The organism is Phenylobacterium sp. (assembly GCF_030697925.1).
Taxonomy (GTDB): Bacteria; Pseudomonadota; Alphaproteobacteria; order Caulobacterales; family Caulobacteraceae; genus Phenylobacterium.
In genome coordinates this window covers 12,571-27,705 of record NZ_JAUYOJ010000239.1, presented here as the reverse complement: position 1 = coordinate 27,705, position 15,135 = coordinate 12,571, and the positions used below count along the sequence as shown (strand labels likewise).

General features: G+C 66.5%; 15 protein-coding genes. 5 read left to right on the top strand and 10 right to left on the bottom strand.

Features of this window, described 5'->3' with window-relative positions:
- Positions 1-82: 82 nt before the first annotated feature.
- Positions 83-2,452, top strand: a complete 2,370-nt coding sequence (locus Q8Q88_RS23595; RefSeq protein ID WP_305677621.1) for a TonB-dependent receptor — start codon at positions 83-85, stop codon at positions 2,450-2,452.
- A 60-nt stretch (positions 2,453-2,512) separates the two neighbouring features.
- Positions 2,513-3,361: an SDR family NAD(P)-dependent oxidoreductase gene (locus Q8Q88_RS23590; RefSeq protein ID WP_305677620.1), complete on the top strand. Its 849-nt coding sequence runs from the start codon at positions 2,513-2,515 to the stop codon at positions 3,359-3,361.
- Positions 3,362-3,365: 4 nt separating this feature from the next.
- On the opposite strand, the gene Q8Q88_RS23585 is transcribed toward Q8Q88_RS23590, so the two are convergent.
- The 3 genes from Q8Q88_RS23585 to Q8Q88_RS23575 all read right to left on the bottom strand — a co-directional run bounded on the left by Q8Q88_RS23585 (position 3,366) and on the right by Q8Q88_RS23575 (position 4,972).
- Positions 3,366-4,001 (bottom strand): TetR/AcrR family transcriptional regulator, encoded by a 636-nt coding sequence (locus Q8Q88_RS23585; RefSeq protein ID WP_305677619.1) that lies wholly within the window; start codon positions 3,999-4,001, stop codon positions 3,366-3,368.
- A gap of 186 nt (positions 4,002-4,187) precedes the next feature.
- The gene (locus Q8Q88_RS23580) at positions 4,188-4,337 is read right to left on the bottom strand and encodes a hypothetical protein (RefSeq protein WP_305677618.1); all 150 of its coding nucleotides are present in this window, start codon (positions 4,335-4,337) and stop codon (positions 4,188-4,190) included.
- A gap of 14 nt (positions 4,338-4,351) precedes the next feature.
- On the bottom strand, positions 4,352-4,972 hold the full coding sequence (locus Q8Q88_RS23575; protein ID WP_305677617.1) for a hypothetical protein: 621 nt from the start codon (positions 4,970-4,972) through the stop codon (positions 4,352-4,354).
- Positions 4,973-5,109: 137 nt separating this feature from the next.
- Here Q8Q88_RS23575 and Q8Q88_RS23570 point away from each other — a divergent pair, with 137 nt between their 5' ends.
- Positions 5,110-6,345 carry an acetyl-CoA acetyltransferase gene (locus Q8Q88_RS23570; protein WP_305677616.1) on the top strand — a complete coding sequence of 412 codons (1,236 nt, stop codon included), beginning with the start codon at positions 5,110-5,112 and terminating at the stop codon, positions 6,343-6,345.
- A gap of 54 nt (positions 6,346-6,399) precedes the next feature.
- Positions 6,400-7,173, top strand: a complete 774-nt coding sequence (locus Q8Q88_RS23565; RefSeq protein ID WP_305677615.1) for an SDR family NAD(P)-dependent oxidoreductase — start codon at positions 6,400-6,402, stop codon at positions 7,171-7,173.
- Here the strand turns inward: Q8Q88_RS23565 and Q8Q88_RS23560 are convergent.
- The 6 genes from Q8Q88_RS23560 to Q8Q88_RS23535 form a co-directional block, all read right to left on the bottom strand.
- Positions 7,170-8,732, bottom strand: coding sequence for an AMP-binding protein (locus Q8Q88_RS23560; protein ID WP_305677614.1), 1,563 nt, complete (start codon positions 8,730-8,732; stop codon positions 7,170-7,172). The two genes, Q8Q88_RS23565 and Q8Q88_RS23560, sit on opposite strands and share 4 nt — an antisense overlap.
- Before the next feature lie 25 nt (positions 8,733-8,757).
- Positions 8,758-9,489, bottom strand: a complete 732-nt coding sequence (locus tag Q8Q88_RS23555; protein WP_305677613.1) for a nitroreductase — start codon at positions 9,487-9,489, stop codon at positions 8,758-8,760.
- Complete coding sequence (locus Q8Q88_RS23550) at positions 9,489-10,580, bottom strand: NADH:flavin oxidoreductase (protein WP_305677612.1); 1,092 nt, start codon at positions 10,578-10,580, stop codon at positions 9,489-9,491. Before Q8Q88_RS23550 ends, Q8Q88_RS23555 begins: the two co-directional genes overlap by 1 nt.
- A gap of 7 nt (positions 10,581-10,587) precedes the next feature.
- Positions 10,588-10,743: a flavin reductase family protein gene (locus Q8Q88_RS23545; protein ID WP_305677611.1), complete on the bottom strand. Its 156-nt coding sequence runs from the start codon at positions 10,741-10,743 to the stop codon at positions 10,588-10,590.
- A gap of 93 nt (positions 10,744-10,836) precedes the next feature.
- Positions 10,837-11,517, bottom strand: a complete 681-nt coding sequence (locus Q8Q88_RS23540; protein WP_305677610.1) for a TetR/AcrR family transcriptional regulator — start codon at positions 11,515-11,517, stop codon at positions 10,837-10,839.
- Positions 11,518-11,670: 153 nt separating this feature from the next.
- Positions 11,671-12,447 (bottom strand): enoyl-CoA hydratase/isomerase family protein, encoded by a 777-nt coding sequence (locus tag Q8Q88_RS23535; RefSeq protein ID WP_305677609.1) that lies wholly within the window; start codon positions 12,445-12,447, stop codon positions 11,671-11,673.
- Positions 12,448-12,613: 166 nt separating this feature from the next.
- Between Q8Q88_RS23535 and Q8Q88_RS23530 the strand changes: the two genes are divergently transcribed.
- Positions 12,614-14,032, top strand: a complete 1,419-nt coding sequence (locus Q8Q88_RS23530; protein ID WP_305677608.1) for an MFS transporter — start codon at positions 12,614-12,616, stop codon at positions 14,030-14,032.
- Here Q8Q88_RS23530 and Q8Q88_RS23525 read toward each other — a convergent pair.
- Positions 14,029-15,129: a CaiB/BaiF CoA-transferase family protein gene (locus Q8Q88_RS23525; RefSeq protein ID WP_305677607.1), complete on the bottom strand. Its 1,101-nt coding sequence runs from the start codon at positions 15,127-15,129 to the stop codon at positions 14,029-14,031. The two genes, Q8Q88_RS23530 and Q8Q88_RS23525, sit on opposite strands and share 4 nt — an antisense overlap.
- Positions 15,130-15,135 lie beyond the last annotated feature (6 nt).

Genomic DNA, 15,135 nt, shown 5'->3' with positions numbered 1-15,135 from the left:
CAATGCGGTGGAGTGAATATCAACCAACTGGCCAGCAGAAGCGATAATGCCTCTGATAAAGCCTCGACGTCTTGGGGGAAACATGAAGGTGCGTCATTCGACGTTGCTGGCGAGCGCCAGCGCTTTGAGCCTGCTCGCCATCTCGGCTCCGGCCTACGCTCTCGACGCAGCCGTGGCCGCCGAGGCGGATAGCACTGGGGCGGTCGAGGAGATCATCGTCACGGCGCGCAAGCGTGCGGAGAGTGACATCGCCGTCCCGGCGGTGATCACCACCTACACGCCCGAGAAGCTGGAGCGGGCGGGCGCCAACGATATGTACGCCCTCGCGCGGATGACGCCGCAGTTGATCATCTCCAACAACGCCGGAACCACCGGCGGGAGCATTTCCATGCGGGGCGTCGGGTCGGGGACGCTGAACGGCGTCGACCAGACCGTGGCGATCAACCTCGACGGCATCGCGGTGTCCAACGCCGCCGCCGCCCGGATCGGCTACTTCGACCTGAAGCAGGTCGAGATCCTGAAGGGGCCGCAGGCGCTGTTCTTTGGTAAGAATTCCACGGGCGGGATCATCTCTTTCCGCTCCGAGGATCCCAGCTCGACCCTGTCGGGCTACCTCCGTGCGGCATACGAGTTCAACGCCGACGAGGTGCGTCTGGAGGGCGCTGTCGGCGGCCCAGTCACCGACTGGCTGAAGGTCCGCGTGGCCGGCTACGTCGGGACCATGCAGGGTTACTTCAAGAACCCGCTGCGCGCCGACAATCCCGATCCCCTGGTGTTCGGACCGAGCTATGACCGTGCGCCCAACCGCGACGAGTTCGGGTACCGCGTCACATTGCTGGCGCAGCCCAACGACAAGCTCGACGCCAACCTGAAGATCACCTTCGTGCACAGCGAGGGGACGCCGAGCTTCGCCGAGGCTCAGCTGGGCTTCTGTCCACTGGGCGCCTCGCAGGCCAATCCGGCGATCTTTGGGGTCTATGCCGGCGACTGCAAGATCGACAAGTACGTGCAGCCGCTTGGCGACGCTTCCCCGACGGCCGTCGCCGGCCTCGCGCCGCGCCTTGAGGACGGCGAGATCTACGAGACCAACCAGCAGTTTGTCGCCACCTTGAACCTAGACTACCGGCTCACCGACGACCTGACCCTCACCTCCGTGACCGGCGTCTATGACTACCTGATGCGTGGTTTCACGGTGCAGATCGGGCCGCGCGGTGACGTGCTCTTGGTGACCGACATGGAGAGCCGCGACGCCTCCCAGGAGGTTCGCCTGACCTCAGACTATGGCGGCCGGTTCGACTTTATGGTCGGCGGCTACTTCCAGCGTTCGGTGTTCCACGTGGACAGCCAGCGGTGGGTGCAGGGCCCGGTCAACGCGGCGAATTACAAGGTGCCGAACTACGCCTATTCGGTGTTCGGTCAGGGGATCTTCCGGGTTCGAGACAACCTGGAGTTGGCCGCGGGCGCACGCTGGACCGATCAGCACAAGCGGGTCACCGAGACCCTTCGCTTTACCGGCGACATCACCCACTTCATTCCGGTCACCGAGATCTCGGTCGAGGACATCTCGCCGGAAGTAACCCTGACCTGGCGGCCGACCAGCGACCTGACCCTCTTCGGCGCCTACAAGGAAGGCTTCAAGTCGGGCGGCTTCAACGCCTCTGTTGTCGCCGCCCCCGCCGGCGTTCGTATCGACTACGGGCCCGAGTACGCCCACGGCTTCGAAGGCGGCCTGAAAGCCCGACTTTTCGACCGTTCGATGCGGCTCGACGTCTCGATCTATCGCTACGACTACGACGACCTGCAGGTCAGCGCCTTCGACGCAGTGCTGCAAAGGATTTTCGTGCAGAACGCCGCCTCGGCAACCGTACAGGGCGTCGACTTCAGCGTGCTGTTCCAGCCGCGGGCGGTCCCCGGCCTGACGCTTGAGAGCTCGGTCGGCTACAATAAGGCGCGGTTCGGCACCTTCCAGGGCGCCTGCTATACTGGCCAGACGATCGCCGCGGGCTGCAACCTGTCGCTGGTCGCCGGACAGTTCCGAAACCAACAATTGTCGGGCAAGCAACTGCCGAACGCCCCCGACTGGAGCGGCAGCGTCAGCGCCTCGTACGACTTCGCAGTCAACGAGAGCTGGCGGGTGGATCTGGGCGGCGGCCTGCGCTTCGTCGACTCCTACAATCCCGCGGGCGACTTCTCACCGGGCTCCTTCCAGAAGGAGGCGGTGTATTGGGATGCGCGAGCGAGGCTCTACAGCGAGGATGACCGCTGGGACCTGGCGCTCATCGCACGCAACCTGAGCAACGAGCTCCGCGGCCTTGCGGTGTTCGGCAACACCGGGACCGGCACGGCCTCCGGGCGCGCCACCGGCACGCCGGCGGACCTGCTGTTCATCGTCAATAGGCCCTGGGAAGTGCGGCTGCAGCTCACCTACCGTCCGGACTTCCTCAATCCCTAGCGCGCAGGCCGGCGGCCTGCATCGCCCCGCCGCCGGTCGAGCCATTCCCAGGAGAGCGCGGTGAAGCCTGATCAGATGTTCGACGTCCGCGGCAAGGGCTGCATTGTGACGGGCGGCGCCAACGGCATCGGCCTAGCCTTTGCGGAGGTGATGGGGGAGAACGGCGCCCGCGTCACGATCATCGACCGCAACGAAGAGGCGCTGGAAGCGACTGTCTCCCGTCTCACCAGTCTGGGCTACGACGTCCGCGGCGTGGCCATCGACATCACCGACAAGCCGGCTGTCCACAAGGCGTTCGACGAGACGACCGACTTCTACGGCAAGCTCGATGTGGCCTTCCTGAACGCCGGCATCAACTCGGGCCCCGGCTTCATCACCCGCAACATCTCGGGGGCGCCGCGCGAGCGGCCGCCGGAGCGGGCGCTGGAGAACTTTGACGACGCCCGATGGGAAGAGCTGATCGGTATGACGCTGACCTCGGTCTTCACGACCCTGAAGGCCTCGGCCCGGAACATGAAGCGTCAGAACTCGGGCAAGATCATCGTCACCACCTCTGTGGCCGCGCACGTCAATATCGCAACCGGCCAGGTCCCCTACGCGGTGGCCAAGGCGGGCGTCCTGCACCTCGTCAAGCACGCAGCGATCGAGCTGGCCGCCTACGGCATCCATGTGAACGCCATCGCGCCGGGCAGCACCAAGACCAACAGCGGCAATGGTTTCTTCAACAACCCGGCTAACGCTGCCGCGGTCGAGAATTCCAAGAACATGAGCCTCCTGCGCCGCCAGGCGGAGCCTTCCGAGCTTGCGCCGGTGATGCTGCTGCTGTCCTCCGACGCCTCCAGTTACATGACCGGCTCGGAGGTCCTAGTGGACGGCGGCTTCTTGCTGGCGCCGCGGCTGGCGATGTAGGGCGTCAGCGGGGGCTTGGCGTCAGGCCTTCGAGGAACAGGAGCTTCATCTGGTCGGCGACGGCCTGGGCGCTGAGGCTTGTGGCCTTCCACGTCGCAACATTGAATAGGATGGTCGAGATCGAGCGGCCGGCGGTGACCACGTCGCGCAGGGCGAAGGCCTGGGATTCCACGCCCTCCGAAATCATCCCGTAGAGCAGACGCATGTAGGACCGCTGGATCCGCGCCAACTCGTTGAACTGGTCGGGATCGAGGATCCGGCCGAAAAAGTTCTGCTCCATGATGAAGATCTGCGCGATGTTGCGGTTCGCATAGACCCACTCCACCATCGCGTCGATGAAGCTCGACAGCTGTTCGGCCGGGGTGTCCCTGTCCGCGCTCTTCTGGGCGATCTCAACGGCCTGCTGGTTGGCCTGCAGGGCCAGCTCGTAGAGCAGATCGGACTTGGCGCGGTAGTAATAGTAGAGCGTGGCCTTGTTCAGCTGCAGTCGCTCGGCGAGCTCGTCCATGGTCGACGCCGCATAGCCCTGCTCCGCGAATAGCGCCGCGGCCTCGCCGAGGATCAACTCGCGGCGGGCCTGCTGGCTGTCGGTCGAAGGGCCCTTCGGGCGGCCGGCTCTGCGCTTGAGAATTGCTGACATCGATACCCGTGCATCCGATCCCGACAAGCGACGAATCGCCCGACGGCAGGACATCCTACTACCAACCAGGGTGGAGTGGCGGTCAACTCGGCGCGGGGGCTCAGGCGGCGCAGCGCGGGGACGGTGCGCTCAATTCGGTGACATCCGTACCGGATTCCAGGTCCTTGGCGAGGGTGGCGGCGGCGCTCACTCAGCGGCAAGGACCTTGCGCCGGCCGGCGAGCTTGTCGAGCGCCACGTCGCGGCCGCGGCCGCCCTTCTCCTCCGCCTCGAGGACCACCCGGATGTCCGGGAGCGAGACCCCCGCCAGGCGAAGGGCGGAGATTCCCGCGAGCATGGTCGCCTCCAGGACTACGCCGGAGCGCCGTTGTCGATTCGCGGCCAGGGCGCAACCGGATCGCCCTCGTAGTTGGCTACGCCGAGCGAATTCAGCATGCTCATCGTCATCAGGTAGAAGCCCAGCAGCATGACGAGATCGTAGAGCTTGCCCTCGTCGAGGAACTCGGAGAGGTCGCTCCAAGTCTTCGACGAGATCCCGCCGGCCTCGAAGGTCTGCTCGACCGCGAGCAAGAGGGCGCTGTCCTGCTTGGGCCAGAGCGCCTTCTTCGCCGGCATGGTCAGCTTGTGCAGCTCGTCACGGGTCAGGTGGTCCTGCGGCTTGGTGTGCAGGGAGGGGATGTAGGTCGCAGGATCCTTTTCGCCTTGGCGCTGAACCCAGGCGTAGGAACAGCGCATACACCAGGCGAGGTGCATGACGACCATCATCTTCTCGCGGTCGGATAGGCGATTCTTCCCGACCACGGTCCCCGACATCCTCAGCCATCGCTCCAGGAAGTAAGGGTTGGCCATCATCGCCGCGTAGTGCTTCTGCATCTGCCCGTCGCGGCCGCGTTTGGTCAGCGTCGCCGCCTGCTGCATGCGCTCGGTATAGGCTTCGGGGGCCGGCGGCTGGATTCGCGGAGCGCGCTGCATCGGAACTTCCATCAGTTGGGACCTGCAACTTAAAACCGGGCCGGCAATTTCGTCAACCAACTTGTTGGTTGAATATTCTTGACGCGCCCAACGCAGGGAATAGTGTCCGGCGGAACGAGCGATATCCGGAGCTTCCGATGAACAAGCCGACTTTCCTGCTGGGCGCCTATCAGACCGACTTTGCGAGGGCGTGGTCGCGCGAGGGCCTGGACTTCTCGCACATGATCGAGGAGGCGGTGCGCGGCGCGCTCGCAGACGCCCAGCTCGACGCCTCGGCCATCGAAACCATCCACGTTGGCAACGCCATGGGCGAGATTTACCGCGGGCAAGGGCATATGGGCCCGGTCGTCGCCCAGGTCATACCCGAGCTGCGCGGCCTGCCGAGCTCGCGGCACGAAGGCGCCTGCGCCTCCAGTTCGCTGGCGATGCTGGCGGCTACGGCCGAGATCGAGGCCGGACGCTACGACGTCGCCCTGGTGGTGGGCGTGGAAGAGGAAAAGAACCTCCCCGGCGCCGAGGCTTCGATGGTGCAGAACAGCGCCGGCTGGGTTGGGCGCGAGGACCTGGACTGCCGCTTCATGTGGCCGGCGGTCTTCGGGCGGGTCGCCAAGGAGTACAGCGAGCGCGAGGACCTCGACCGACGCTACCTCGGCCGCATCGCCGAGATCAACTACGCCAACGCAAAGGGCAATCCGCGGGCTCAGACCCGCGCCTGGACGATCGCTGAGGGCGCCTTTGCGGCCGACGACGCCACCAACCCCGAGGTGGAGCCGGGCACACGGCGCATGGACTGCACCCATATCAGCGACGGCGCAGTGGCGGTGGTCGTGGTCTCCGAGCGGTTCGCCGCCGAGCACGCGGCGCGTACCGGCCAGAGCCTCTCGGCCATCCCACGCATCAAGGGCTGGGGCCACCGGGGCGCCGGCATCCGCTTCCTGGACAAGCTCGAGGGCTCGCGCGGCGAGCGCTATCTGATGCCGCACCTGCGTCAGGCGATTACAGACGCCTGGGGCCGCGCGGGCCTCGCGGGCCTGGACGGCCTCGACGGCGTCGAGACCCACGACTGCTTCACCAGCACCGAATACCTCGCCATCGACCACTTCGGCCTGGCCGGCGCCGGCCAAGCGTGGAAGGCGGTCGAGGAGGGCTGGATCGAGCGCGACGGCAAGCTGCCCTTCAACGCCTCGGGCGGCCTGATCGGCATTGGCCATCCGGTGGGCGCTACCGGAACGCGCATGGTCCATGACGTCATGCGCCAGGTGACCGGCACGGCCGGCGGATGCCAGATCGAGGGCGCGCGGACCATGCAGACCCTGAACATCGGCGGCTCCTGCGCGACTGTGGTCAGTCTGGTCATCGGGACCGGCGAATAGCCGGAGGTTCTGATCATCGTAGAAGGCAGCTCGTGTGGGCGAAGGAGAGATGCTATGCGGTTCGACAACAAGGTCGCAGTGATCACAGGCGGCGCCTCGGGAATCGGCAAGGCGACTGCGCTTGGGTACGCTCAGCGCGGCGGCTCCGTGGCGATCCTCGACTTCGACACCGCCGCCGCTGAGGCGACCGCTGCCGAGGTGCGCAACCTGGGCGGCAGGGCCGCGGCCATCCACGTCAACGTCGGCGACCGGCTCCAGCTGGAAGGCGCGATCGCCGCGGCCCAGGCCGAGCTCGGCCGCATCGACTTCCTGCACAACAACGCCTACGCCCATCCCAAGGGGTTCGAGCGCGTGCCGGTCGGTGAAATCCCGCCAGAACACTGGGACCACGCCATCGCGGTTGGGTTGAGCGCCGTCTTCTGGGGCACCCGCGCCGTGCTGCCGATCATGTCGGGCCAGGGCGGCGGAACGATCGTCAACACCTCCTCGATCGGCGGCGTGCTCGCCGCGCCGACGGGCGCGGCCTACGGCACCATCAAGGCTGGCCTCATCCATTTCACGAGGATTGTCGCGCTCGAGTACGCCAAGCAGAACATACGCTGCAACGCCATCGCCCCGGGCCTGGTGGACACGCCGCTGGTCGCCAACGCCGATCCCGCGCGCAAGGCCGACATGCTGCGCGCCGTGCCGCTTGGGCGGGCGGCGAAGACCGAGGAAATCGCCAACGCGATCCTCTTCCTGGCCTCGGATCTGGCGTCCTTTGTAACCGGCGAGTGCCTGATGGTCGACGGCGGTCAGACCGTCCAGCTCAGGACGCCGGCGGCCTAGCCGACCTGGCGCTCCTGGGCAGCCCAGAACGGTTTGCGCAGCGCCACCTTATCGACCTTCTGGTAGCCGGTCAGCGGCAGGTCATCGACGAAATGGACAGTCTTCGGAGCCTGCACGGCGCCGCGCTTGTCCTTGACCAGGGCGATCAGCTCCGCCTCGGTCGCAGTCTCGCCCGCCTTCAACACCACGAAGGCGGTGACCGCCTCGCCCCAGCGCTCGTGCGGCACTCCGATGACCGCGCAGATCGCCACCGCCGGATGCTGGCCGATCGTGTCCTCGACTTCCTTCGGATAGACGTTGAAGCCACCGGTGACGACCATGTCCTTGGCTCGGCCGACGATGTAGAGGTAGCCTTCGGCGTCGCGCTTGGCGAGGTCGCCAGTGTGCAGCCAACCTGCGGCGAACACCTTCTCCGCCTCGCCCGGCCGCTTCCAGTAACCGTCGGTTACGCCGGGGCCGCGGACGCAGATCTCGCCGACGTCGCCTACCGCCACCTCTTCATTGTTGGCGTTCATCACCTTCACCTGTTTGCCCGCGATCGGCAGGCCGCAGGACTGCAGGCGGTGCGGCTTGGAGAGGTCGTGGTCGGCGGCGGCTAGATAGCTGATCGGACCGCACTCGGACTGTCCGTAGAACTGGCCGAATATCGGCCCGAACGCCTTGATCGCCTGCTCCAGCCGCTGCGGCGAGATCGGCGCCGAGCCGTACATGATCAGCTTCAGCGACGAGAGGTCGAAGTCCTTCAGTCGCGGGTGGTCGAGCACCGAATAGAGCAGGGTAGGTACCATGACGATCGCCGAAATCTGCTCCTTCTCCACGGTCTCAAGGAACAGCAGTGGGTCGAACCGGGCAATGATGATCATCGCCCCGCCCTTCAGCATCACTGGCCCGGCGTTGAAGCCGCCGGCGTGCGAGATCGGGGAGGCCATCAGGTAGCGCGGCGCCTCGGGCCATTCCCGCTCGGCGGCCAGGTTCATCATGTTGGTGACGGCCATACGATGACTCATCAGCACGCCCTTCGGCCGCCCCGTCGTGCCGCCCGTGTAGTAGAGCCAGTTGAGCTCGCCTCCGTCCGCCTCGACCACCAGATCCTGGGGCTCGAACTCGGGCAGGTGGGCGCTGATGTCGATGCCGGCATCGAAAGCGTCGAAGGTGAACACTTTCAGCTCGCCCGGGCGCAGGCGCGCCTGCTCGGGATAGTCGTTGGCGTCGAGAACCAGGGCGGTGATCTCTGCGTCGTCGAGAACGAAGATATGCTCGTCGATCTTGCTGAGCGGATGCAGCGCCACATAGCGCAGGCCGATGAACTGGGCGGCCGCCACGACAAACATCGCTTCGACACGGTTGCCGGAGAGCAGGGCGATACCGTCACCACGCCTGAGGCCGTAGGCCTTGAACACCTGGATGTAGCGGCTGACCTCGTCGCCGAACTGCCGGTAGGTGTAGCGCCGCTCGCCATCGACGATGCATTCGCGATCCGCGAAGCGCCGGATCGCGCGGTCGAAAAAGGCGGCAATCGGGGCGACGTCGTGGAGCGGGTCTGTCGGGGCGACGGACATTGGGGCGGAAACCTTCTTCGAACAGCTAGACGAAACCCTTGAAGTCGCAGATCTCGTCGACGTCGGCGCGATCGGAACGCAGGGCGTTCACCGGCGCTGACGGGTCGGGGACACCGAGCGCCATGCCGCAGTAGACCAGGTCGGTCTCAGGCAGGGCGAAGTGGCGGCGCAGCGTCTCGCGGCCCTGGCCCCAGAACTCCTGCATGCAGGTGCCCAGCCCGCGCTCGTAGGCGGCCAGCGCGACGCTCTGCATGAACATGCCAAGGTGGGCCCACTGGCAATGGCCGAGGTTGCGGTCGATCACGAAGAACAGCCCGACGGGCGCGTCGAAGAACTCCCCGTTGCGGGTCAGATAGGCGAGGCGCGCGGGCCTGTCCTCCCGGGGAATCCCCAGCAGGGCGTACATGTCCTCGGCGTTCTTGAACCGCCGGCTGCGATAGGGCTCCCAAATCGGGCTCGGTCGCGTCGGATATTCCGCGCCCTCGCCGCCGGGGTTGTCGGCGAGCGCCGCACGCACCGCTTCGATCGACCTACGGCGCTCTTCGCCGGCGACTGCAATCACCCGCCAGGGCTGCATGTTGCTGCCGGACGGCGAAAACCGCGCCACCTCGAGGATGTCGCGGACCACCGCCTCCGGCACAGGGTCGGGGCGGAACGCGCGGATCGAAGTGCGCCCCTTCAGCGCCTCGCTTACGCTGACCACATCCGGCGCGGACGCAGGCCCTGTGTTGCGTGCGACGAGCGGGGAGGATGTCATCAGTGCAGGCTCCCGAGCGCCGCCGGATCGTAGTCCCGCACCTGGTCGAAGCGGCCGCCGCGGATCGTCTTGGCCCATGTGGGATCGCTGAGTAGGGCGCGGCCCACGCCGACCAGATCGAACTCGCCCCGCTCGTGACGACGCAGCAGGGCGGCCAGACTATCGGGGCGGCCGGCGTCGGCGGTGACGAACTCCGCCGTCAGACCCACCGAGCCCACGGTAATCGTCGGCCGGCCGGTGAGCTTCTTCGCCCAGCCAGCGAGGTTCAGGTCGGAGCCCTCGAATTCGGGGTCCCAGAACCGGCGCTGGGAGCAGTCGAAGAGATCGACACCGGCATCGGCGAGCGCGCCCAGCCAGGCCTCCAGCTCGGCCGGCGTGTGGGCGATCCGGGCGTTGTAGTCCTGGGTCTTGAACTGCGAAATCCGGAAGAGGAGGGCCATGTCCTCGCCAACGGCGGCGCGGATCGCGCGCACCGTCTCCGCCGCGAAGCGACTACGCTCGGCGACGGTGGCGCCGCCCCAGCCGTCCGTGCGCCGGTTGAGCGCCGGCCAGAAGAACTGGTCGAAGAGGAAGCCGTGGGCTCCGTGCAGCTGGATGGCGTCGAAGCCCAGACGCCTGGCGGCTGCAGCGCTGCCGACAAAGGCTGCGATCACATCCGCGATGGCGCTCTCGGACATCGGCTCGCCGTGCGGCTCGTCGGGACGGACCAGGCCGGATGGGCTTTCCAGGCTGGAGTGGGCGGTCCACTCGCCCTTGCTGGGCTGGGCCGAGCCGACGTGCCACAGCTGCGGAGCAATCATGCTGCCGGCCGCATGCACCTGCTCGACGACGGGCCGCCAGGCGGTCAGCGCGTCGTAGCCATAAAACTTCGGCACATTGGGGTCGTTGGCGGCGGTGGGACGATCAACGACGGTCCCCTCGGTGATCACCAGCCCGACGTCGGCGGCCGCGCGGCGTGCGTAGTAGCCGGCGGCGGCCGACGGCGGCACACCATCCGGTGACATCGAGCGGGTCATGGGAGCCATGACAATGCGCGTCTTGAGGTCTAGGGACTTCAGAAGAAACGGATCGAAAAGGCGCTCAGCGGACACGGGCGGGCTAGGCCGTGAAGGGCTGGAAGACGCCATAACGTGCTTGCACGGTGCAGAACGCGTTCACCGCCAGGCCGAAGGGCGCGCCATCGGCGCCCCGCGTGGTCACCACCACGATGCTGGTAGGGAAGCAGCGAAGGGCCTTGCGAAGGTCCGGCAACATGGCGCGCCCTCTGGGAGGCGGGCGGCGCCCAGGACCCATTCCCGGCGTCACCTTCCTAATCAACTAAATAGTTAATCTAGAGAGCGCGGATCGTCAAGTCCCGAGCGGCGCGGCGCCAGATCCGGCGACGGGGCTCAGCGCGGCGGAGGTCAGGCCGTCGAGGAATAGCAACTTCATCTGTTCGGCCACCGCGGCCTCAGTAAGGCTGGTCGAGCGCCAGGTGGCGATGCTGAACAGGATTGTCGAGACCGCGCGGCCGATGGTGACGACGTCGCAGCGGCGGAACGCACCCGATTCAACTCCTTCTGAGATCATCCCGTAGAGTAGGCGCATGTAAGAACGATGGGTGCGCGACACCACGGCGAACTGTTCGGTGTCCAGGACGCGGATGAAGAAGCTCTGCTCCTTGATGAAGATGACCGCGATGTTGCGGTTGGCGTAGACCCAGGAGACCATCTTCTCGATGAAGTTCGAGAGCTGATCGACAGCGCTCTCCTGCGCCCCGCTCGCTTCCGCAATGGCGACCGCCTGCTGGTTGGCGCCGAGTGCGAGTTCATAGAGCAAGTCCGACTTGGACTTGTAGTAATAGTAGAGGGTGCCCTTGTTGAGGTCGGTCCGCTCAGCCAGCTCGTCCATGGTGGAGGCGGCATAACCCAACTCGGCGAACAAGGCCGCGGCCTGGCCGAGGATCAGCGCGCGCCGCTGCTGCTGGTTGTCGGTCGGAGCGCCTTTGGGGCGTCCCGACTTGCGGCGGGCTGGCGGGTTCGGTTCCATCAATTCCGGTATGAGCTGAACGGCGCGATTCGCGAAACACTGTCCGGTGAAATCCAGTAAATCCTATTACCGGTCGGACTATTTTGTCAGTCGACTCAGGCGCGCACGTTCACGCGCGATCGGCCGATGATGTGAAAGCGGGCGCGACTGACCTCATGCGCCAACAAAGTTCCCGGGGCGGCGCTCTTGAACGGCGCGGGCGCCTTCGGCGAAATCCTTGGTGGCGTAGAGCCGCATCTGCTCGGCGGCCTCGAGCTTGACCCGCTCCGCGACAGCGTCCGCCAATCCCCGGCGCGCGGTCCTCCGCGCGGCTTGCAGGGCGAGCGGCGCGGCCTCGGCGATCTCGGCGGCCAGCGCGATCGCGGCCTCGCGAAGCTCGCTCTCCGGAACTACCTGGTCGACCAGTCCCCACTCCAAGGCTTCATCGGCGCGGATGCGCCGACCAGTCTGGATCATCAGGTTGGCCTTCTGGAAGCCGATGACATGCGCGAGAGTCAGAGAGACGCCGAAGCCGGGATGGATCCCGATCTTCACGAAGTTGGCCGAGAAGCGTGCGGCCGGAGAAGCGACGCGGAAGTCGGCCGAGAGCGCCATGCCGAGGCCGCCGCCGATCGCGGCCCCCTGGATCGCGGCGACAACCGGCTTGGGCGAGCGGAAAAGGGTTCCGGCGGCGTTGTACAACCGCGTCAGGTCGTCCGGGTTTACCGGGCCCTGCATGGCCGAATAGCTGGCGCCAGCGCAGAACGCCTTGCCTTCGGAAGCCAGCACGATGGCGCGGCAATTGGGATCCTCGCCCAGCTTGTCGAACACGTCGGCCATGGCGCTGATCAGATCGAAGTCGAAGAAATTCTCCGGACCGCGGCGGAACTCGACCACGCGAACGTACCCCGACGCCCCGACGTAGAGCTCTCCGAACTGCTGGTATTCCATCATCCCCTCCGCGCGTGTGGCCTTTCAACGTATATGGACTGTCCAGTCAGTCAAGACCCATGGGGACGCCGAGCGCCGCATTGACAAAGGCTTCCTTCCTCGTGCTAAGAAATTCAACCGAGTGGTTGGCGTCTCAAGGCCTCGGGCCGACAGGAGTGTAGCGTCGATGAATCGGCGGGACCTGATGGTGGTCGGCGCATTGCTGCTGGCCGACATCCTCAGCACCCTTGAGCAAACTATGGTCTTCACGGCCATGCCGACGATCACCCGCGAGTTCGACCATTCGAGGGACGTGCTCTGGTTGGTGACCGGTGGGCTGCTGATGGGCACCATGACATGTGCGCTCGCCGGACGCCTCGGCGACCTCTACGGGCGCAGCCGCATGCTGTTGGTGGTTATGGGCCTGGCTTGTCTCGGTTCGACGATTGCGGCATTGGCGCCCAGCCTCTCGCAACTGATCGCCGGCACGACCCTGCAGGGCGCCGGCAACGCCATCCTGCCCCTGGCCCTGGCCGTTGTCCGCGAGCGGTTCCCGACGGAGAAGGTGCCCTTCTACATCGGGGTGATGCTGACCGGCTCAATGGTTGGAGCGCTCGCAGGCCTGTTGGCAGGCGGCCTGCTGGTCGACAATCTCGGCTGGCAAAGCATTTACTTCGTCAGTGCGGGCTATGCAGTGGCCGCGATGCTGGCGGTCGGGGCCCTGGTCGGCGTCCGAGGAGCCAAGCTCCTCGACGAGAAGCGTGTCGCCATGATCTGCGGGGCTCTCTTCGCGCCGGCCATCGCCATGCTGCTGTTCGCGATCACAAGAATCCGGGACTGGGGCATCACCGACTGGCGCATTCTCAGCCTAGTCGTCGCGTCGGCGCTGATCGGTGGATACTGGGTCCGCCATCAGCTTCGCGAGGCCTATCCGCTTATCAACCTGCGACTGGCGGTCAGCCGGGAACTGGGACTGCCGTTCCTCTGCATCTCGCTGATCGGCCTGGGCACCCTGCAGCACACGCTGATCCTGTCGATGTTCCTGCAGCAGCCCCAGGTTACGGGCGCAGGCCTGGGCCTCACCGCGACTCTCGCCGGCTACGCCCTAATGCCCGTGCGCGTCGTCGGCGCGGTATCGAGCCCGGCGGGCGGGCACCTCGTGCAGCGGCTCGGGGTCCGCGCGGTAATGATCTATGCCGCACTGGTTGCGGCGCTAGGGTGGCTGATCATCGGCCTGTTCCCCAGTTACCTGCCGGCAGTGCTGCTCGGCGCGGTTCTTGAGGGGGCTGCGGGCGTAGTCGTCTATGCTGCTGCCTCTACGGCCATTGTCCAGGCCGCGCCGCCAGACCGCATTGGCGAGGCTGCGGGCCTGGGCGCGGTGATGCGCGCCGCGATGGTCGCCGTGGGCTCGCAAGTGATCGCCCAGATCCTCGCCACCTGGCCGGCCCAGGTCGACGGCCACGCCGCGGCGCCGTCCGAGCGCGCCTACCTGGTAGTGTTCGGCTACATCGGCGTGACGCTGCTCCTGATGGTCGGGGTGGCCTCGCGGATGCGGGGGAAGGAACCGTACGCAGCAGTGGCGGCGGAGGCTGCGCAGAGCGGCTAGACACCGGAGCGTACGTTCCAGTCGCGGAAGACCTCCGCCGCCTGCGGCTCGTTCGTCGGCGGTGCGGAGATCGCGCCGGGCGTTTCGGAGAACCGTGGCGAGGGCGCAGGCTGCACGACGCCGTCGACCTCGACGAACGTCTGCCGTGCCTGATTGTGCGCGTGCGCGGGCGCCTCCGTCAGGTCCAGAACCGGGGCGAAACAGACGTCCGTGGCCTCCAGAAGATCGCACCATTCGGCGCGGGTTCGGGACGCCATGATCTCGGTGAGCCGCGCGTGGAGGTCTGACCACTTCGCTCGCTCGAGCGGGTAGCCATAGTCGGCGTCGGACAGCCCCAGCTTCTGGAGGAGCAACTCGTAGAAGGCTTGCTCCAGACTACAGATGGTCACCCATTTGCCGTCCGCGCACTGGTAGACGTTGTAGAAGGGCGCGCCGCCATCCAGTCGGTTGCTCGCGCGCGCATTGATGTGCTGCCCGCCCGCGAACATCCCGTAGATCGGCGCCATCAGGCTCGCAGCGCAATCGCTCATCGCGCAGTCAACGACCTGGCCGCGCCCGGTGGCCCGCGCGTGTGTAAGCCCGGCGAGCAAGCCCATGGCGAGGAACATGCCGCCGCCCCCGTAGTCGCCGACCAGGTTCAAGGGCAGGATCGGCCGCTCGGCGGTGCCGATTGCGGCGAGAGCGCCGCTCAGCGAGATGTAGTTGCCGTCGTGCCCGGCGGCCTGCGCATAGGGCCCCTCTTGTCCCCAGCCGGTCATGCGGCCATAGACGAGGCTCGGTTGGCGCGCGAGGACCACGTCAGGGCTGAGGCCCAGCCGCTCCATCACGCCCGGACGGAAGCCCTCGATCAGCGCCTCGGCCTGTTCGATGAGTTGCAGCGCCGTCTCGACGCCTTCCGGGGACTTCAGGTCGCAGATGACGGTGCGCCGTCCCCTGGCGGTGACGTTGAACCGCGACTCCTGGCGCTCGCTGGACCTCGGACGGTCGATCCGCACGATATCGGCGCCGAGGTCGGCAAGCAGCATGCCGCAGAACGGGCCCGGCCCGATGCCGACGAACTCCACGATCCGTAAGCCGGCGAGGGGGCCTGAGCGCATGTGTGA